17 protein-coding genes are annotated in these 18,313 nt (G+C 66.6%); 4 read left to right on the forward strand and 13 right to left on the reverse strand.

Translation table 11 applies throughout. The features are described from left to right. From I6F17_RS00810 to I6F17_RS00835, 6 genes are all read right to left on the reverse strand, one after another. Complete coding sequence (locus I6F17_RS00810; protein WP_225123703.1) at window positions 1-972, reverse strand: oligopeptide/dipeptide ABC transporter ATP-binding protein; 972 nt, start codon at window positions 970-972, stop codon at window positions 1-3. After that, window positions 969-1,961 (reverse strand): ABC transporter ATP-binding protein, encoded by a 993-nt coding sequence (locus I6F17_RS00815; RefSeq protein ID WP_225123704.1) that lies wholly within the window; start codon window positions 1,959-1,961, stop codon window positions 969-971. The genes I6F17_RS00810 and I6F17_RS00815 overlap by 4 nt, the downstream gene beginning before the upstream one ends. Then, window positions 1,958-2,830 (reverse strand): ABC transporter permease, encoded by an 873-nt coding sequence (locus I6F17_RS00820; RefSeq protein WP_036037768.1) that lies wholly within the window; start codon window positions 2,828-2,830, stop codon window positions 1,958-1,960. Before I6F17_RS00820 ends, I6F17_RS00815 begins: the two co-directional genes overlap by 4 nt. Beyond that, entirely contained in the window at window positions 2,817-3,767 is a 951-nt protein-coding gene (locus I6F17_RS00825; protein WP_036037769.1) for an ABC transporter permease, read from the reverse strand. The genes I6F17_RS00820 and I6F17_RS00825 overlap by 14 nt, the downstream gene beginning before the upstream one ends. 7 nt (window positions 3,768-3,774) lie before the next feature. Next, entirely contained in the window at window positions 3,775-5,310 is a 1,536-nt protein-coding gene (locus I6F17_RS00830) for an ABC transporter substrate-binding protein (RefSeq protein WP_225123705.1), read from the reverse strand. A gap of 131 nt (window positions 5,311-5,441) precedes the next feature. Further along, window positions 5,442-6,638 carry a CoA transferase gene (locus I6F17_RS00835; protein WP_225123706.1) on the reverse strand — a complete coding sequence of 399 codons (1,197 nt, stop codon included), beginning with the start codon at window positions 6,636-6,638 and terminating at the stop codon, window positions 5,442-5,444. A 191-nt stretch (window positions 6,639-6,829) separates the two neighbouring features. On the opposite strand from I6F17_RS00835, the gene glgA reads away from it, so the two are divergent. Next, on the forward strand, window positions 6,830-8,245 hold the full coding sequence (gene glgA, locus I6F17_RS00840; RefSeq protein ID WP_225123707.1) for a glycogen synthase GlgA: 1,416 nt from the start codon (window positions 6,830-6,832) through the stop codon (window positions 8,243-8,245). Between the two features lie 141 nt (window positions 8,246-8,386). Here the strand turns inward: glgA and I6F17_RS00845 are convergent, their stop codons facing one another. The 3 genes from I6F17_RS00845 to I6F17_RS00855 form a co-directional block, all read right to left on the reverse strand. Next, window positions 8,387-9,334, reverse strand: coding sequence for an oxygenase MpaB family protein (locus I6F17_RS00845; RefSeq protein WP_225123708.1), 948 nt, complete (start codon window positions 9,332-9,334; stop codon window positions 8,387-8,389). 91 nt (window positions 9,335-9,425) lie between these two features. Continuing rightward, window positions 9,426-10,571 (reverse strand): patatin-like phospholipase family protein, encoded by a 1,146-nt coding sequence (locus I6F17_RS00850; RefSeq protein ID WP_036025933.1) that lies wholly within the window; start codon window positions 10,569-10,571, stop codon window positions 9,426-9,428. A gap of 58 nt (window positions 10,572-10,629) precedes the next feature. After that, complete coding sequence (locus I6F17_RS00855; protein WP_225123709.1) at window positions 10,630-11,454, reverse strand: 3-hydroxybutyrate dehydrogenase; 825 nt, start codon at window positions 11,452-11,454, stop codon at window positions 10,630-10,632. 180 nt (window positions 11,455-11,634) lie between these two features. Here I6F17_RS00855 and I6F17_RS00860 point away from each other — a divergent pair, with 180 nt between their 5' ends. Beyond that, window positions 11,635-12,522: a LysR family transcriptional regulator gene (locus I6F17_RS00860; RefSeq protein ID WP_036004434.1), complete on the forward strand. Its 888-nt coding sequence runs from the start codon at window positions 11,635-11,637 to the stop codon at window positions 12,520-12,522. 67 nt (window positions 12,523-12,589) lie between these two features. On the opposite strand, the gene I6F17_RS00865 is transcribed toward I6F17_RS00860, so the two are convergent. Beyond that, window positions 12,590-13,306, reverse strand: a complete 717-nt coding sequence (locus I6F17_RS00865) for a peroxiredoxin-like family protein (protein ID WP_225123710.1) — start codon at window positions 13,304-13,306, stop codon at window positions 12,590-12,592. A gap of 273 nt (window positions 13,307-13,579) precedes the next feature. Here I6F17_RS00865 and I6F17_RS00870 point away from each other — a divergent pair, with 273 nt between their 5' ends. Both I6F17_RS00870 and I6F17_RS00875 read left to right on the forward strand, forming a co-directional pair. Then, a complete protein-coding gene (locus I6F17_RS00870) occupies window positions 13,580-14,059 on the forward strand; it encodes a cupin domain-containing protein (RefSeq protein ID WP_225123711.1) in 480 nt (159 codons plus the stop codon). A 186-nt stretch (window positions 14,060-14,245) separates the two neighbouring features. Continuing rightward, the gene (locus tag I6F17_RS00875) at window positions 14,246-15,448 is read left to right on the forward strand and encodes an MFS transporter (protein WP_225123712.1); all 1,203 of its coding nucleotides are present in this window, start codon (window positions 14,246-14,248) and stop codon (window positions 15,446-15,448) included. Here I6F17_RS00875 and ccoS read toward each other — a convergent pair. From ccoS to I6F17_RS00890, 3 genes are read right to left on the reverse strand one after another with little or no spacing between them, the layout of a single operon-like run. Then, complete coding sequence (gene ccoS / locus I6F17_RS00880) at window positions 15,445-15,612, reverse strand: cbb3-type cytochrome oxidase assembly protein CcoS (protein WP_225123713.1); 168 nt, start codon at window positions 15,610-15,612, stop codon at window positions 15,445-15,447. The two genes, I6F17_RS00875 and ccoS, sit on opposite strands and share 4 nt — an antisense overlap. Then, complete coding sequence (locus I6F17_RS00885) at window positions 15,612-17,801, reverse strand: cation-translocating P-type ATPase (protein ID WP_225123714.1); 2,190 nt, start codon at window positions 17,799-17,801, stop codon at window positions 15,612-15,614. The genes ccoS and I6F17_RS00885 overlap by 1 nt, the downstream gene beginning before the upstream one ends. Window positions 17,802-17,812: 11 nt before the next feature. Further along, window positions 17,813-18,298 (reverse strand): FixH family protein, encoded by a 486-nt coding sequence (locus I6F17_RS00890; RefSeq protein WP_036004419.1) that lies wholly within the window; start codon window positions 18,296-18,298, stop codon window positions 17,813-17,815. Window positions 18,299-18,313: the final 15 nt, after the last annotated feature.

Here is an 18,313-nt window from a genome sequence, read left to right on the forward strand (position 1 = left end):
TCAGGCCAGCGGATGATGGCAAGCCGCGAACTGGCCGGGTGCGACCTGGCGCAACTCCGGTATCTCCGCGCTGCAACGCTGATCCGCGCGCGGGCAGCGGGTGCGGAAGCGGCAGCCGGATGGCGGCGCAATCGGCGATGGTGGCTCGCCGGCCGCCACACTTTCGGCGGGTCGCACGTCCGGATCCGGCACCGGGATCGCCTGCAACAGCAGCGCGGTGTAGGGATGCGCAGGCCGCGCGAACAATTGCTCGGAGGGGGCGACCTCGCAGAGCCGGCCGAGATACATCACCGCGACGCGGTCGCTGACCGCTTTGACCACCGCGAGGTCGTGCGCGATGAACAGCAGCGTCAGGCCGAAGCGCGCCTTCATCTCCTCCAGCAGGTTGAGGATCTGCGCGCGGATGGAGACGTCGAGGGCCGACACCGGCTCGTCGCAGACGATGAATTCCGGGTTGAGCACCAGCGAGCGCGCGATGCAGATGCGCTGGCACTGGCCGCCGGAGAATTCGTGCGGCAGGCGGTTCGCCACGAGATCGGGGTCGAGCCCGACCGCGGAGAGCACCTCGTGAACGCGCCGTTTGCGCTCGGCGGCATCCTTGATCCCGGCGATGATCAGCGGCTCGGCGACGATGTCGCCGATGCGCCGGCGCGGATTGAGCGAAGCAATCGGATCCTGGAAGATCAGCTGCACGCGGCGGCGCATCCGGCGCAGCGCCTCGCCCTCCATCGCGGTGAGGTCCTCGCCGTCGAACATCACGCGGCCGGACTTGGCGCGGCGCAGTTGCAGCACCGCGCGCCCGAGCGTCGACTTGCCGCAGCCGGATTCGCCGACCAGCCCAAGCGTCTCGCCGCGCGCGACCTGGAGGCTGACACCGGAAACGGCATGAACAATCTTGTTGCCGAGGCCGTATTCGACCACGAGATTGTCGACGTTGAGAAGCGGCGCGGGGCGCGCGGCAAGCTGCATCATGCCTCGATCCCCTCCGTCATCCGGATCGGATGGAAGCAGGCATAGAGATGTCCCGACACCTCTGCGCTGGTCAGGACCGGTTTGGCCTCATGACAGCGCCCGCCGGCATAACTGCAGCGCGGCGCGAAGGAGCAGCCCTTCAGCGGGCGCGTCGGATCGGGTGGACGGCCCGAGATCGCCGGCAGCGGCGTATGCGGCGCGGTCTCGAGCTTCGGGATCGCCGCCAGCAGCGCCTCGGTGTAGGGCATGTGCATGCGCTTGAACAAGGCTTGCGTCGGCGCGCGCTCCACCACCCGGCCGGCATACATTACCGCGACCTCGTCGGCGCGGCCGGCGACCACGCCGAGATCGTGGGTGATGATGATCATCGCCATGTGGCGGCGGCGCTGCTCGCGCGCGAGCAGATCGAGGATCTGCGCCTGGATGGTGACGTCGAGCGCGGTGGTCGGCTCGTCCGCGATCAGGAGCTTCGGCTCGCAGGACAGTGCGATCGCAATCGCGATGCGCTGGCGCATGCCGCCGGAGCATTGATGCGGATATTGCGCGAGCCGCTGCTGCGGGGCGGGAATGCCGACGGCGGCGAGCAGCTCGATGCTGCGGGCCTTCGCGGCGGGAGCGTCAAGCTCGAGGTGCTCCTGGATCGTCTCCATCAGCTGCGTGCCGATGGTGAGCACCGGGTTAAGCGAGGTCATCGGGTCCTGGAACACGACCGCGAGGTCGCGTCCACGCAGGCGCCGCAGGCTTTCAGCCTCGAGCCGCACCAGATCCTCGCCGTCGAACATCACCCGGCCCGTCAGCTTCGCCTTCTTCGGCAGCAGCTGCAGCACGGCGCGCGAGAGCATGGTCTTGCCGCAGCCGGATTCACCGACGATTCCGAGCGTGCGGCCGGCCTGCAGCGAAAGGTCGACGTGATCGACCGCGCGCAGGTTTCCGCGCGGGGTCGGCAGCTCGACCGCGACATCCTCGATGGCCAGGAGCGGCGCGGTCACAGTGCCCCCTGACGTGGGTCGGTGAGAGCCCGCAAGGTGTCGCCGACGAGGTTGAACGCCAGCACCGTCGCAAACAGTGCTGCCGCCGGCAGAAAGGCGAGGCGCGGCGCGACGTCCAGACTGTCACGTCCCTCCCCGATCATGCTGCCCCAGCTCGCCATCGGCGGCGGCACGCCGAGGCCGAGAAAGGACAGCGCGCCCTCGACCACGATGGTGACGGCGACGCCGAGCAGGAAGAAGGCAAGCAGCGGCAGGATGACGTTCGGCAGCAGCTCGCGCAGCAGGATGCGCGCATGGCTCGCCCCTAGCGCCTCGGCCGCGATCACGAATTCTCGCCGCGCCAGCGTCAGCGTCGCCGCGCGCGCCACGCGCATGAAGGCGGGAATGCCGAGCACGCCGAGGACGACAGTGAGGTTGGGGACCGACTGCCCGAGATAGGCGACCACCGCGAGCGCGAAGATCAGCGGCGGAAACGCGAGCAGCACGTCCATGCTGCCGACCACCAGCGTCTCGAACCGGCCACGGAAATAGCCGGCCAGCAGGCCGAGCGCGCCGCCGATGACCAGGCCGATCATGGGCGCGATCAGTCCGACCGTCAGCGACACCCGCGCGCCAAAGATCAGCCGGGCGAGCTCGTCGCGGCCGAGCCCGTCGGTGCCGAGCCAATGTTCGCCGGAGAAGGCGGCGCGCCGTTCCAGCATGTCCATATCGGTCGGGTTCTGCAGCGGCAGCACCGGCGCCAGAATCGCTAGCGAAAGGATGATCGCAACCCAGGCGCTTGCGATCCAGAACAACAGGCCGAGCTTGGGCTTGCGGCCGACCGGCGCAGCTACCTCCTCGTCCTGGATCGACAGCTCAAGCGTGGCCATGGCGGATCCTGGGGTCGAGCACGGCATAGAGCATGTCGACGATGAAGTTGACGATGACGAAGCCGCAGGCGACCAGCAGCACCACGCCCTGGAGAATGACGAGGTCCCGGGTGTAGATCGCCCCGACCAGCAGCCGGCCGATGCCGGGCAGCGCGAAGATCGATTCCACGATCAGCGTGCCGCCGAGCAGGCGGCCGATATTGATGCCCGTCACCGTCACCAGAGTCAGCGAAGAAGGCTTCAGCGCATGCACCAACAGGATGCGCGATGGCTTGAGACCCTTTGCTTTCGCCAGCGCGATATAGTCCTCCTGCAACGTCGCGATCATGTCGGAGCGCAGCACCCGCATGATGCCCGGCCATTCCGCCAGCGCCAGCGTCAGCGCCGGCAGCACGAAGAAGCGCAAATTGGCCAGCGGCGCCTCGGTGAACGGCACATAGCCGGTCGCCGGCAGCCAGCGCAGCTCGACCGCGAACAGATAGATCAGCAGGATCGCAGTCAGGAACGACGGCATCGACAGCATCGCGAAAGCGCTGCCGGTCATGAAGCGGTCGAACGCACCGCCGGCGCGCGCGGCACAGGCGATCGCGACGGGAACACCGATCAGGAGCCCGATGAACTCGGCCATCAGCATCAGCTGCAGCGAGACCGGGATGCGCTCGGCCACCGCCTGCAGCACCGTCTGCCCGGTGCGAAACGAGCGGCCGAGATCGCCCTGCACCACGTGGCCGAGCCAGCTCAGGTAACGCCACCACAGCGGCTGGTCGAGCCCCATGTCGCGGCGCAACGCCGCGACGTTCTCCGGCGTTGCCTGATCGCCCAGGATGACGAGCGCGAGATCGCCCGGCAGCAGCGAGGCGATCAGGAAGGTCAGCAACGAGACGGCGAGCAGGACCGGCAGCATGGCAAGCAGCCGCCGCGCGACGAAGTTCAGCATCACGCGGTCATTCCAGCCAGGTGGTCGAGACGTCGATCACGCCGTTGTAGATCTTCGGAAAGCCCTTCAGCCTGGCGCTCGACAGCGCGTAGTAAGTGTTCTGGAAGGTCCAGAACCAGATCGCCTCCTTGTTGATGAGGCGGCTGATGGCGCAGTAATCCTCGGTGCGCTGGCCGATGTCGGCGGTGACGCGCGCATGGTCCAGAAGCTTGTCGAGCTCGGGGTTCGCGTATCCGGCGAGCGCCAGCGGGCTGCCGCTGCGGAAATTCGCGTACATCTGCGGATCGGGATCGGCGAGATCGACGATGCGCCACGGCGTCAGCTGGAACTGGCGGGTGAAGGCGCGCGTCGGAATGGTGGCCTGGTCGACCTGCTCGATCTCCATGTTGGCGCCGACGCGCTTCCAGAATTGCTGCAGCACTTGGCCGACCATGCGGCCGCGCGGCGTCGCCGTCACCAGCATCTTGAACTCGACCGGCTTGCCGTAATCTTTGATCAGCGCCTTGGCCTTCTCAACGTCGAACGGCAGCGCCCCGTCGTCCTTGCACTTGACCCAGGAGCCGTCGCCGTAAGGATTGCTCGCGGGCCGGCTCAGGCCGTTGCTGATCGCCTGCGACATCTTCGGACGGTCGATCGCCATCACCAGCGCCTGCCGCACCCGCACGTCGTCGAACGGCGCCACCTTGGTGTTGAAGGCGTAGACCTGCGCGCCCGAGCCTTTGTAGGTGTGCACCGTGAGCTTGGGGTCTTTCTGCGCCTTCATGATGTTGTCGGCGTCGTTCTCGTCGTCCCAGATGATGTCGGCCTCGCCCGATTGCAGCGAGGCGAAGCGCGACTGCGCGTCGGGCAGCGGCTTCAGGACGATGCGGTCGAGATAGGGACGGCCCTTGTCCCAATAGTTCGGGTTCTTCTCCAGCACCATGCGGTCGCCGGCGGTCCAGGATTTCAGGATGTAGGGACCGGTGCCAATGGGGTTGCGATTGTAATCGTCGCCCTTGGTCTTCCAGGCGGTCGGCGAATGGATGACGTTGTTCTGGCTCTGGATGGTGATCGTCGCCGGCAGGTTCACGCTAGGATCGGTGAGATTGTAGACGATTGTGTATTCGTCCGGCGCCAGCACCTCCTTGACGTTGGTGATGTAGAAGGCGCAGCGGCACTTGTTGGCGGGGTCCTTCTGCCGGTCGAAATTCTCCTTGAAGGCCTGCGCATTGAACGGCGTGCCGTCGTGGAATTTGACGCCTTCGCGGAGCTTGAAGGTCCAGGTCTTGTAGTCCTCGGAATGGCTCCAGGACACCGCGAGCTTCGGCGCCGCCTCGCCCTTGTCATTCAGCGTCGTCAGCGTGTCGAAGATCGCGGCGGCAGCGGTGAAGGTCGAGGTGTCGTAGACGCCGACCTTGAGCGGATCGAAGCCTGCAATCTCCAGCTCCTGACCGACGGTGATGCTGCCGCCCGATTTCTGCGCCTGCGCTGGCGTAGCCAGTGCAAATGCCGCAACGAGGAAAATAGGCACGCGCCTGCGTGCCAAGGCCGCCGCGTTCGTCATGGTTCCTCCCGGGATCCCTCGTCCGATGTTTCGGATCGTTGAATGACTCGGAGGCGAGCTTGGCGACAAATGCCCGCCTCGGCAAGAGGAACGAACGAGAGTTCGAACGCCGCATGCGGCGGCGATAAGACTCAGGATGTCGCGGCCGTTTTGCCTGGCGGAATTGCCATACCGTCCGCAAGGCCGATCTCCTGGCGCAACGCGTCGGTGTGCTGGCCGAGCACGGACACGGTCCTGGCCGGCGCCGTGTCAGCCCCCGACATCCGAAACGGCAGGTTGAGCACCTGGAACGAGCCGCCCTCGTCCCGCACCTCTGAGAGTGCCTGGCGGTGCGCAAGCTGCGGATCGGCCAAGGCCTCGGACACGCTGCGATAGGCCGAGGCCGGCACGCCGGCAGCGCCAAGCACGCGCAAGCACGCATCGGTCGAAAGCTGCCGCGACCAGATTTCGACGCCGTCCATCAGCTCGGCCCAGTTCGCGCGCCGCGCGGCATAGGTGGCGAAGCGTGGATCGGAGACCCAGTCCGGGCGGCCGATCACCCCCATCAGCGCCTGGAACGTCTTCTCGCTGGCGATCGTGATCATGACGTAACCGCTTGCCGTCTCGGTCGGCCCGAACATCGGGCGTGGCGGCGGCGGCACCGCGAATTGCGAGCTCTGCAGCTCGGTCAGCGTCAGCGACAGCATGGTTTCCAGCATGGAGACGTCGATGTGCTGGCCGGCACCCGTCACGGTGCGCTGGTAGAGCGCGGACGCGATCGCGCCAAAACCATAGGTCCCGGTGACGACGTCGGCGTGGTAGATGCCGCAATAGTCCGGGCGGTTGCGGCCCGGCTGGTAGGCGAGATGGGCCATGTCGTAGCCCGAGGCCGCGTGGATCACCGGGGCGTAGGCCGGAAGCTCCGCCGAGGGGCCGGTCTGGCCATAGCCCGAGATCGAGCAATAGATCAGCCTCGGGTTGACCTGGCGCAGGCTGTCGTAGTCGAGCCGAAGGCGGCGCATCACGCCGGGACGGAAGTTCTCGACCAAAATGTCCGACGTCGGGGCCAGCCGGCGCACCGCCTCCTTGCCGTCCTCGGACTTGAGGTCGAGGACCACGCTCTTCTTGCCGACATTGAGCTGGCCGAACGCGGTGCTGCAGCCGTTGCGGAGGGGAGGCCGGGTCCGCATCGTCTCCCCGCCGTCGGTCTCGATCTTGATGACCTCGGCGCCCATGTCGGCGAGCATCCGCGTGCAATGGGGCCCGGCGATCGTGGTCGAAAAATCCAGCACCCGCAATCCCGCGAAGGCCTTTGTCGTCGTCCCCTCATGCTTATCTGCTAGCTGCATGCCTGCCTGCGCCCTTGGACTCGTGGAACCATCGAAGATCTTTGTTGTTGATGCGGCGACCCTAGAGGGCGGCGGCTGAGTAGGAAAGTGTTTACCGAACAGACGTGCCGCGTGGGCGGGCTTTGGACTTCCAGTACAACTGGACCCGTTCTTGCATAGCAGCAAGCGGGGTCGAAAGAGGGCGGCTGTTCTTGAGGGTCTTGTTCGTCACCACAGAGATGGACGACTTCGTTCGCGTCGGCGGATTGGGCGCCGTTTCCGCCGCCCTCCCCCGCGCACTTCGCTCCTTCGCCGATATCCGGATCATGCTGCCCGGCTATCGCGACATCATCGAGCAACTCACGCATATTCAGATCGTCGGCCGCTGTCCTGCATTCGCCGAGATGCCGGCCTGCTCGCTCGGCCGTGCCGCGACCAAGGACGGCCTGCCGGTCTATGTGCTGTTGTGCTCGCAGCTCTACGACCGACCCGGCAACCCCTATGGCGACGAGTTCGGGCGCGATTGGCCCGACAACGACATCCGCTTCGCGCGCTTGGCCTCGGCCGCGGCTGAGCTCGCCATGGGCAAGCTGGACAAGAATTGGGCAGCAGACCTGATCCATGCCAACGATTGGCAGGCCTCGCTCGTGCCGGCCTATCTGGCCTGGCAGGGCGCCAAGCTGCCGTCTATCCTGACCATCCATAACCTCGCCTATCAGGGCCTCTTCCCGAAGGACTCGCTGCGGCGGATCGGCGCACCGGAGAGCTCCTTCCACATCGACGGCGTCGAGTTCTACGATCAGGTCTCCTTCCTCAAGGCGGGCCTCGTCTACGCCTCGCACCTCACCACGGTCAGCGGCACCTATGCGCGGGAGATCACCACGGCCGAATTCGGCTGTGGCCTGGAGGGCCTGCTCCGCCTGCGCTCGGACGCCGCCGAGCTCACCGGCATCCTCAACGGCATCGACGAGAGCTGGGACCCGCGCTCCTGCGCCCAGCTCGCCCAGCAATTCGGCGCCGGCGACTGGGTCGGCAAGAAGGCGAATGCGGATTACGTCCGCAAGCAGTTCGGGCTGGCGGTCTCGCGCGGGCCGATGTTCGGCATCGTCGCGCGTCTCGTGCACCAGAAGGGGATCGACCTCGTGCTGTCGGCGGCGGACGAGATCGTCGATGCCGGCGGGCAGATCGTGGTCACCGGCTCCGGCGAGCCGGCGCTCGAGCAGGCCTTGATCGACGCGCACCGCCGCCGCCCCGACGCAATCGGGGTTGCGATCGGCTTCAACGAGGCCCAGGCGCGGCGCATCTTCGCCGGCAGCGACTTCACCTTGATGCCGTCGCGGTTCGAGCCGTGCGGGCTCAGCCAGATGTACGCCCAGCGCTTCGGCTCGCTGCCGATCGGTCACCAGACCGGCGGCCTCGCCGAGACCATCAGCGACGGCGAGACCGGCTTCCTGTTCTCGAGGCCGTCGCGCGAGTCCTTCCTCGGCGGCGTGCGACGGGCCTTCTCGGCCTTCATGGCCCACGATCAGCTCGACACCATGCGCCGCAGCGCCATGGGGCGCTCGTTCTCCTGGAGCATCTCGGCCGGCAGCTACAGCGCGCTGTACCGCAAGCTGGCGTCGGTGTGAGGCACCGCTGTCATTCCGGGGCGCGCCGTTTGGCGCGAGCCCGGAATCCATCGTGCGGCCGGAATGCTCGGAGAAATGAATTCCGGGCTCGCGCTCCGCGCGCCCCGGAATGACAAGCTGCGACAAGCTTGCCTCGAGACCCTATTTCCCGCGCACATCCATCTGCGAACGGCCGATCCAGGCGCGATTAAGACACCGTGTCATCCAGTCAGGCTGCGCTTCGCCCCGCAGCCGCGCCTGCGCTTCCTGGTAGGGACCGACATAGCGCAGCCGGCCAGGCAATTTCGGATAGACGCGCCTGATCCACCGCAGCGCGTTATCGGCGGATCGGATCGCACCCGCTTCGAGCTCGAAGCCGAAGCCTGCGCGCAAGCGCTCGGGCAGCATGCTCGCGGTGAGCGCGCAATACCAGCGCGGCGGCCGCAGCCACGGGCGCGCGCCGCTGAATATCTGCGCGGCGATCTCGCGCGCCGCAGGGCCAACGGTCAGCGTCTCCGACTGCGCCATTGCCTTGGTGTAGGCGACGAAGCCGGACCAGTCCGCCGGCAAATCATCCCCCTTCAATCCGAACAGGGCGCCGTACAGCCTGGCCTCGCTCCAATAGCGATCGCGCTCCTCCGCCGAGAGTGGCGGCAGCACCAGATCATGTGCCATGAGCGCGGTCTCGACCAGCGTGGCGTGGACCCAGCGCAGCGCGGGGATGTCGTTGGCGCAGTAGCGCGAGCCGGCCGCGAACGGCCCCACGGTCTCGGGCATCTCGCCGACGATCATGCTGTGACGCCGATGCAGCTGCCGGGACGACAGCAGCGCCCGGTCCAGCGAGCCGAACACCATCGTAAAGACGATGTCGAAGGTGCGATGGAAGCGGCCGATCGGATCGGCAAGGGTGCGCGAATGCCCGGCGATCGCCGCCGCCACCCAGGGATGGGCCAGTTGCAGCAGCAGCGCACGGCCGGCGCCGAGAAAGAGCACGGCCTCCCGGTCGATCTGCCAGGTCAGTGAGGCCGGACCGAATACGCCCGCGACCGGTCCCGCCGCGTTGGCACGCAGCGTCTCGAGCGACTCCTCCAGATCTTTCTCAGCGACCAATTGCAAGCCTCGCGACGAAGATACGGCGACCATACTCCGGACCGCGCGCCTGCAAAATCGTCGTCGTGCGAGGCTATGACGGACAGAGCCCTCACTCCGCCGCCATCGGCATCTCGTCCATATGCTCGTGCAGCACGACGCCGGCGAGCGGATCGAATTCGCCGATCCAGGGCTTGCGCGCCAGCACCGATTTCGTGTGCGCATAGCCGGCGTGCCAGCGCCGCGTGATCCCGGACGGACTGAAGTCGATATCCTTGGTATGGGTCTCGTGCTCGAGCTGCGGCGCCAGCAGACGCACCACATGCATGCGGGTCGGGCAGCCGTAGCTCGTCAGTTCCCTCACCGCGGGATCGTTGCGCTCGCTCTCGGGCAGCCGCGCCGCGAGCTGGTTAATGACGTGGCGCAGACGATGGGCCTGCTGCTGGCGCACGATCTGGCTGGCGATGCGGCTGGAATATTGCACGTCCTTGTGCCGGTTCAGCACCTCCGCCATCGTGGTCGGCTCCGGCCCGACCGGATTCCACAGATGCACGGAGAAGATCAGCGAGTTCCTGCGTGGATTGTCGTCGAACACAGCTTCGGTCGGCGTGTTCGACAGGATGCCGCCGTCCCAATAGAGTTCGCCGTCGATGCGCACGGCGGGGAAAGCCGGCGGCAGCGCGCCCGAGGCCATCACATGCTTCACCGTCAGCTCGCCGTCGCGGCTGTCGAAATAGCGCATTTCGCTGGTGCCGACATGAGCCGCACCGACCGTCAGACGCGGCGCGCAGCGGTTGGCGAGATCAAAATCGACGAGCTCGCTCAGCGTCTTCTCCAGCGGCGCGGTCGAATAATAGCCGGCGTAATCGGCGCCCAGCGGATAGGAATCGCCGGCATGGGCCAGCGGATTGGGCCGGAAGAAACCGGCAATGCCGTGGGTCACGGTCGACCAATAGGCCAGCTTCTCGTTGAAGCCGGGAAACGCGGCTCGCCAGTCCCAGACCGGCTTCTGCTCCATCCGTTTCCAGAACTCCCGCAAGCGCGCGAGCCGGTGCTCGGGCGCGTTGCCGGCGATGAGGCTCGCATTGATCGCACCAATCGAGGTGCCAATGATCCAGTCCGGCTCGATGCCGGCTTCGTGCAAGGCCTGGTAGACCCCGGCCTGGTACGAGCCGAGCGCACCGCCGCCCTGAAGCACGAGCACGACCTGACCCGGCAGGTCGTGCTGCTTATGCTGAGAATTGTCCTGCGTGCCCATGTCTCGCTCCTGGTGAGCTTGCACCGTTCGAGTATTCGACTTGCTGCGCCGGCCCATGTCAATGCGCGGTCCAACCGCCGTCGACCGGCAGCGCAACGCCGGTGATCGAGGCCGCCGCGTCCGTCGACAGGAACACCGCGAGTGCACCGAGCTCCTCGACCGTAACAAAGCGCTTGTTCGGCTGTTGCGCCAGCAGCACGTCGCGGATCACCTGATCGCGGGAGATGCCATGGGCCTTGGCCTGGCCGTCGATCTGCGCCTCGACCAGCGGCGTATGGACATAACCAGGGCAGATCGCGTTGCAGGTGATGCCCTGCTCCGCCGTCTCCAGCGCCGTCACCTTGGTGAGGCCGACGATGCCATGCTTGGCGGTGACATAGGCTGCCTTGAACGGCGAACCGACTAGGCCGTGCGTGGAGGCAATGTTGATGATCCGGCCAAAACCGTTCTGCCGCATTGCCGGCAACGCGAGCCGCGTGGCGTGGAAGGCCGAGGACAGGTTGATCGCGAGGATCTGGTCCCACTTCTCGACCGGAAACTGGTCGAGCGGCGCGACATGCTGGATGCCGGCGTTGTTGACCAGGATGTCCAGCCGGCCGGATTGGGCCACCGTCGCCGCGATCATCTCGGCGATCGATTTCGGCCTCGTCATGTCCGCCGGCGAATAGCTGGCCTTGACGCCGAACTCGGCGGCGATCTGCTCGCGCGTCCGGCCGATCTCGCTGGCGACACCAAGGCCATTGAGCACGATGTCGGCCCCCGAGGCGGCGAGGGTCCGTGCGATACCGAGACCGATGCCGCTGGTCGACCCGGTGACAAGCGCCAGCTTGCCGGCAAGCACGCGTGATGAAGCGGACGTCTGCGTCTTGATGGGAATATTCATGATCCAGACCTCTTCTCGGCGCGACACCGCGCCAGGCTGGATCGGAATGTGTGGGATCTCCGGAATTTGCGGAAATGCCGGTTGGCTTCCGAGTCGATACGTTCGCGCTATCGCAGGCGGGATGTCATTTCCCGCCCTGATCGGCTAGATTTCCGGTCGATTTCTGCTGGGAGCCGATCCATGGAAATGCACCAGGTCCGCTATTTCCTCGCGGTGGCGCAGCTCTTGAATTTCACGCGCGCGGCCGAGGAGTGCAACGTGACGCAGCCCTCGCTGACGCGCGCGATCAAGCAGCTCGAGGCCGAGCTTGGCGGCGACCTGTTCCGCCGCGAACGCCCCGCCGCGCAATTGACTGAGCTCGGCCAGCGCATGCATCCGCTGCTGAAGCAGTGCTATGACGCGGCCATCGGCGCGCGTTCGCTCGCCTCCTCGTTCAGGAGCGGAGAGATCGGCGCGCTCCGCATTGCGCTGACGCATTCGATCGATCTCGCTTTGCTGATTCCGCATCTCAACGAGATCAAGCGGCAGTTCAACCGGCTCGAATTCCGCTTCCTGCGCGGCTCGGGCCGGGAGGTCGGCGACTTCCTGAAGAAGGGCGAAGCCGAGCTCGGCATTGCGGCCGAGATCGACGAGGCCTGGGACCGGCTGGATGTCTGGCCGCTGTTCACCGAGAGCTTCGAGCTCGTCGTCGGCGACGGGCACCGGCTGGCCGGCCGCAGCTCGGTCGAACTGGACGATCTGCGATCGGAGCTGCTGCTGAGCCGAACTTTCTGCGAGCACGCGCGCCGCATCTCCGCGAGCCTGCGCGAGCACGGCATCGACATCGAACAGGGCCATGAGGTCTCGAACGAGCGCGACTTGATCGAGCTGGTCGAGGCCGAGATGGGCATCGCCATGGTGCCGCACACCTCGCCAGTGCCGGAGCGGCTGACCCGCGCCGCGGTCACGGGGCTGGACGCCCGCCGCACCGTCAACCTCTATGGGGTCGCCGGCCGGCAACGCACCGCCGTGGGCAACGCCGTGATGCGCATGCTGCGCGGCGCCGACTGGCGCGAGATCGCGGGGTAATTGCGAAAGCGGTTGCTGTGTTTCTTCCTTCTCCCCTTGTGGGAGAGGGAAAGAAAAGTGAGGACGCTCAATTCTTCTGGCTCGCGCGCTCCAGCGCTTCGATCAGATCGTCGATCTCCATGCGCTTGCGGAAATCCGGATCGACGGAACGGGCTTTCACGATGCCGTCGCGTCCGACCACGAACACGGCGGGGATCGGCAGCATCCAGCCGTCATTGCCGTGGAATTTCGCCATGTCCTGATAGGACAGCAATTGCTGGATCTCGGGGCCGAGCCAGATCGCGAGGTCGAGCGACAGCGCATAGCCGTTGTCGAGATCCGTCAGGATCGGAAACGGCGCGCCGGATTCGGCCTTGAGCTGCCCGGTATATTCCTGCGTCTCCGGCACGATCGCGACGACCTGCGCCCCCATCGCCTTGATGCGGTCCAGCGCCTGGACCACGGCGCGGACATTGAGCCGGCAATAGGGACACCAATGGCCGCGGAAGAACATCACCGCGACGGGGCCGCCCTCCAGCAGCGAGGGCAGCGACACGAGACGCCCACCCTCGTCGGGCAGCATGAACGGCGGCATCGGATCGCCCGGCCGCGGCGCGGTCTCGCCGCCGCCGTTGTCGCTCAATCGCGCGACCAGGCGATCGACCGCCTCGCCATAGGCAGGAAAGACCTCGCGGCTGGCATCGGCATAGGCGCGGAGCTGTTCGTTCAGCGTGCTATCCATGTCGCGGCAGCGCTGGAACGCGAGCCTGAGCTGTTCGGCATCGGCTGGCGAGAGAGACGTCATCTTCCTGCTCCGGCTTCCTTGCGGGCGAATATTAGTTTCCCGGTTCGCCCGCCCGCAAGGGGCGACCGCAATCGGGCGCGCTGGCATCGGACGCCGGATGCTGCGAAAGCGGAAATGCCGATGCCCAATCGGTTCGATAGCTGCCGCCTATCGGCATAGCCCAGGGCTATCGCATCGAAAGCAAGCCGGCATTTCAAGATGGAGAGGGTCTCGACGAAGCTCCTGCCATCGCCCGCGGCCATCAGGGCTCGCGGCCAACAAAGGAGACTTTCCATGTCTAGCCATCTCACAATGTCGCGCGTGGTTTGGACAGGCGTTGCCGTTCTCGGCGCGCTGACATTTGCGACGCCGGTTTTCGCCGGCGAATGTCCGGCCGGCAAGACCAAGGCGAATGCGCAGCCGATGGTCGACTACAAGCCGGTCGGCGTCACCGACGTGACGCTCGGCACGATCGATCTCGGCAAGCAGCCCGCCCGTATCGAGGGCCGCGAGCTGCGCTTCCGCAAGCTAACCATCGAGCCCGGCGGCATCGTGCCCTGGCACAGCCATGACGACCGTCCGGCCCTGATCTTCGTGCAGCAGGGCGAGATCGTCGAATACGCCTCCAACTGCGTCGACCCGATCGTGCACAAGGCCGGCGACATCCGCCCCGAAGTCCACGGCACCTCGCACTGGTGGAAGAACCTCGGCAAGGAGACCGTCATTCTCTATGTCGGCGACGTCCGCAAGGATCCCAACGACCGCCATATGTAATTCCCTGCGGCCATACTTCGAGACGCCCGCTTCAGGCTGGCTCCTCAGGATGAGGACGGAGTGTGCGGCAGCAGCCTCGGCGGCCACGATGTCGCTTAGCCTCATCCTGAGGAGACCGCGAAGCGGTCGTCTCGAAGGACGAGGCGCGCGCTCGGGGCATGCCGGGGCATGAGGGAGCGCAACGACATGACCGATCTTTCCGCATCGATCAAACCGATCGCGACGACGATGAATGCGCATTCCCCTGGCTTCGCGTTTCGCTCGCTCGTGATCGGCCTCACCGCATTCCTGACGGTCGTCGATCTCTTCGCGACGCAGGCGATCCTGCCCTCGCTGACACGGCACTACGGCGTCACACCCGCGACAATGGGCTTTGCCGTCAATGCCAGCACCTTCGGCATGGCCGCAGCCAGCCTCGTCGTCGGCTTCTTCAGCCCGGGTATCGACCGGCGAACGGGCGTCCTGCTCAGCCTGGCCCTGCTTGCGGTCCCCACCAGCCTGCTTGCTGTCGCGCCCAATCTGGCCGTCTTCACCGCGTTGCGGGTCGCGCAGGGCCTGTGCATGGCGTCCGCCTTCGCGCTCACCCTCGCCTATCTGGGCGAGCAATGCAGCGCCATGGACGCCGGCGGCGCCTTTGCCGCCTACATCACCGGCAATGTCGCCAGCAATCTCGTCGGCCGGCTGATCTCGGCCGCATTGGCCGATGGCCTCGGCCTCGCCTGGAACTTCTACTTCTTCGCGGCGCTCAATCTTGCCGGCGCGGCGCTGGTCTATTTCACCGTCAACCGCGTGCCGCCGATGCATGCGATGACGCCGGCGGCTTCGCCGCTCGCCGCCACCATCGCGCATTGGCGCAATCCGCAGCTGCGCGCCTCTTTCGGCATCGGCTTCTGCATCCTGTTCGCCTTCATCGGCACCTTCACCTACGTCAATTTCGTGCTGGTGCGGCCGCCGCTGTCGCTCGGCATGATGGATCTCGGCCTCGTCTATTTCGTCTTCCTGCCGTCGATCGTCACGACGCTTCTGGCCGGCAGGGTGGCGGCGCGGCTGGGAACGCGGCCCACGATCTGGGGCGCGCTCACTGTTGCCGGGCTCGGCCTGCCCTTGATGCTGTCGCCGCGTCTGAGCGAAGTGCTCGCCGGCATGGTCCTGGTCGGGGTCGGCACATTCTTCGCACAGGCCGCCGCGACGGGTTTCGTCGGACAGGCCGCAGCCGACAATCGCGGCATCGCCAGCGGGACCTATCTTACGTGTTACTTCTGCGGCGGACTGGTTGGTACGGCCGTGCTCGGGCGCCTGTTCGACGCTTTCGGATGGCAGGCGTGCGTATTCGGCGTGGGCGCGGCGCTCGTTGCCGCAGCCCTGCTTACGTTCGCCCTGAAACGCTAGCGCTTGGCCGGTGCTTCCCGCGGCGGCTCGTCGTCGGCGATCGCGCGCCAGGCGGCGCCGTCGAGATCGTCGTACTGGCCGCTCCTGAGCGACCACAGGAAAGCGACGAGACCGGCACCTCCGAGCATCAAGGCTAGCGGGACCAGGATGACCAGTATCTCCATTACACGATCTCCCGCGAGGCGCTGCGGGCGCGCAGCGAGTTCAGCATCACCAGGATCGACGATCCGCTCATGGCGGCAGCGGCGATCAGGGGCGTCACGACGCCGCTGATCGCAACCGGCACCGCGAGCACATTGTAGCCGATCGCAAGCCAGAGGTTCTGCCGCATCAAATGCAGCGCCTTGCGCGAGGCGTCGATGGCGGCGACGACGGGGGCCAGCGGCCGGCCGAGGAAGACGAGATCGGCGGTGGCCTGGCTGAGATGCGCGGCCGAGATCGGCGACATCGAGACATGGGCCGCCGCGAGCGATGGCGCATCGTTCATGCCGTCGCCGACCATCAGCACTTTCGCGCCGCGCCGTTTCAGCTCCTCGATCCGCGCGATCTTGTCGGCCGGGGTGACGCCGGCGCGCCACTCGGGGATGTCGAGCGATTGGGCCGCGGCCTTCACCGCCGGCTCGCGATCGCCGGACAGGATCTCGATGCCGATGTTGCGCGCCTTCAGAGCCGCGATCACCGCCTTGGCATCGGGTCGCAGGCCCTGGCGAACCGAGAGGATGAATCTTTCGCTGCCCTTGCTGAACGCGACGATGGAAGCTTCGGGATCGACCAAGGCGCTGCCGACCAGCGCCTCGGCACCGCAGAAGGAGGGACGGCCGAGGCGAAGCTCGAGGCCGTCGACGGTCGCACGGACACCCTGCCCGGCCTCCTCCACCGCACTGAGGATCGGAGACTTCGCACCGGCAGCTTGCGCGACGGCGGCAGCCACCGGGTGATGGCTCGACAGTGCGAGCCGGGCGGCGAGTTCGAAGACATCGGCGGGAATGTCGGCGGCATTCATCACTTCGAGCTCGGGCAGCGTCAGCGTGCCGGTCTTGTCGAAGATCACATGGTCGGCTTCAGCCAGCCGCTCGATCGCATCGCCCGCATTGAGCAGCACACCGGCCTTGAACATCGCGCCCGAGGCCACCGTCTGCACCGTCGGGATCGCAAGCCCTAGGGCGCAGGGACAGGTGATGATCAGCACGGCGACGCCGGTCACGATCGCATCGTGCCAGCTCGCACCGGCGAGGACCCATCCGAGAATGGTCAGGAGCGCGGTCGCATGCACCACGGGCGCATAGAGCCGCGAGGCCCGGTCGGCAAGGCGCATGTAGCGCGAGCGCGCCTGGAGCGCGTTGTCGAGCAGCCGCGTGATCTCGGCGAGCAGCGTCGCCTCGGAGGCGGCCGAGACCCGCACCCGCAAGCTGCCGGAGATGTTCATCGATCCCGCATAGACCGGCGTGCCCTGCTCGGCCGTGACATAGAGCGTCTCGCCGGTGATCAGGCTCTGGTCGATCTCGGAACGCCCTTCGATCACGGTGCCGTCGACCGCGCAGCGCTCGCCGGGCCGGAGCAGCACGATGTCGCCCGGGTTGATCGCCGCAACCGGCACCTGCGAGATCTCGTCGGGCCCGATGAACTTCGCCGCCGTCTCCGCCTTCAGCGCGGCGAGATTGCCGGCGACCGCGCGGGTCCGCCGCCGCATGTTCTGGTCGAGGAAGCGGCCGACCAGGAGGAAGGTCAGCAGCATGATCGCGGCGTCGAAATAGGCATGCTCGGCGTGGTGGATGGTCTCGACCACGGACATGCCGAGCGCCAGGATCACGCCGATCGAAATCGGCACGTCCATGTTGGTGGTCTTGGCCGACAGAGCGCGCCAAGCCGAGCGAAAGAACGGCTGGCCGGCATAGGCCGCCGCCGGCAGCGCGATCAGCGCCGACAGCCAGTGGAAGAAATCGCGCTGCTCCGGCAGCATGTCCGAGACGTTGCCGGACCACACTGGGATCGACAGCATCATCACGTTCATGGTGGCGAACGCGGCGACCCCGAGGCAGCGCAGCAGGAAGCGGGATTCGGCGACCTCGGCCACTTCCGCACTCTCGGTCTCGAACGGATAGGCCTTGTAGCCGAGCTCTTCGAGCCGGTCGATGAAACGGCCGGGGTCGAGCGTGCCCGCCTTCCATTCCAGCGCGACGCGGCGGTCGGTGAGGTTGACGCGCGCCAGGGTGACGTCGGGGATGGCCGAGAGCCCGCGCTCGATCTTGGCCATGCAGCCGGCGCAGTGAACGCCCTCGACGGCGAGATCGATGTGCCGGAGGCCCTCGCCCGCATCGCGGACGTAATGAGAGAAATCGCGCGTGACCTGCATGACGGAATCCTTCAGTTCAGGATCACGCGGTTGCGCGACATGAACACGCGCGTCCCCCGCGCCTCGCCCTCGATCACCAGGTCCCATTGGCCCGGCGCGACGGACGCCGCATTGCCGCGATAGAGGCCGATGCCGGCTTCGGTGAGCTCGACAGCGAGGTCGGCGCGCTTGTCGGTCGGCCGCTCCAGCCGGCCGCCGAACTTCAGCCCGGAGATCGGCTGGCCGCCGGCGTCGCGGGCCTCGACCTGGACCGAGGCGCCGCCGTCATTGCGGCGCTCGACATGGGCGTTGACCTTCCACTTCCGCGCGGCCTGGTCCTGCGCCGCCGAGATCTCGCGATCGTAGACGAGGCCCGCGGCATAGGGGCTGTCGACGTCGGTGCCGGGCAGCGTTGCGATGGCGAGCTTCATCATGGTGGCGTTGACGCCGATCACGAGGCCGAAGAAAGCGACCAGCATCAGGAAGACCTTGGTTCCGGTCAGCGGCTTGGATGACATGGTGGTCTCCTGATC

It is taken from the genome of Bradyrhizobium sp. NBAIM18, from assembly GCF_020193825.1.
Classification (GTDB): Bacteria; Pseudomonadota; Alphaproteobacteria; order Rhizobiales; family Xanthobacteraceae; genus Bradyrhizobium; species Bradyrhizobium yuanmingense.

Bases quoted from the DNA above. Each gene is read 5' to 3' on its own strand.
- I6F17_RS00830 (WP_225123705.1), bottom strand. From the start codon at position 5,310: ATGACGAACGCGGCGGCCTTGGCACGCAGGCGCGTGCCTATTTTCCTC.
- I6F17_RS00875 (WP_225123712.1), top strand. From the start codon at position 14,246: ATGACCGATCTTTCCGCATCGATCAAACCGATCGCGACGACGATGAAT.
- ccoS (WP_225123713.1), bottom strand. From the start codon at position 15,612: ATGGAGATACTGGTCATCCTGGTCCCGCTAGCCTTGATGCTCGGAGGT.
- I6F17_RS00835 (WP_225123706.1), bottom strand. From the start codon at position 6,638: ATGCAGCTAGCAGATAAGCATGAGGGGACGACGACAAAGGCCTTCGCG.
- I6F17_RS00870 (WP_225123711.1), top strand. From the start codon at position 13,580: ATGTCTAGCCATCTCACAATGTCGCGCGTGGTTTGGACAGGCGTTGCC.
- I6F17_RS00850 (WP_036025933.1), bottom strand. From the start codon at position 10,571: ATGGGCACGCAGGACAATTCTCAGCATAAGCAGCACGACCTGCCGGGT.
- I6F17_RS00890 (WP_036004419.1), bottom strand. From the start codon at position 18,298: ATGTCATCCAAGCCGCTGACCGGAACCAAGGTCTTCCTGATGCTGGTC.
- I6F17_RS00820 (WP_036037768.1), bottom strand. From the start codon at position 2,830: ATGGCCACGCTTGAGCTGTCGATCCAGGACGAGGAGGTAGCTGCGCCG.
- I6F17_RS00860 (WP_036004434.1), top strand. From the start codon at position 11,635: ATGGAAATGCACCAGGTCCGCTATTTCCTCGCGGTGGCGCAGCTCTTG.
- I6F17_RS00885 (WP_225123714.1), bottom strand. From the start codon at position 17,801: ATGCAGGTCACGCGCGATTTCTCTCATTACGTCCGCGATGCGGGCGAG.
- I6F17_RS00825 (WP_036037769.1), bottom strand. From the start codon at position 3,767: ATGCTGAACTTCGTCGCGCGGCGGCTGCTTGCCATGCTGCCGGTCCTG.
- I6F17_RS00865 (WP_225123710.1), bottom strand. From the start codon at position 13,306: ATGACGTCTCTCTCGCCAGCCGATGCCGAACAGCTCAGGCTCGCGTTC.
- I6F17_RS00810 (WP_225123703.1), bottom strand. From the start codon at position 972: ATGATGCAGCTTGCCGCGCGCCCCGCGCCGCTTCTCAACGTCGACAAT.
- I6F17_RS00855 (WP_225123709.1), bottom strand. From the start codon at position 11,454: ATGAATATTCCCATCAAGACGCAGACGTCCGCTTCATCACGCGTGCTT.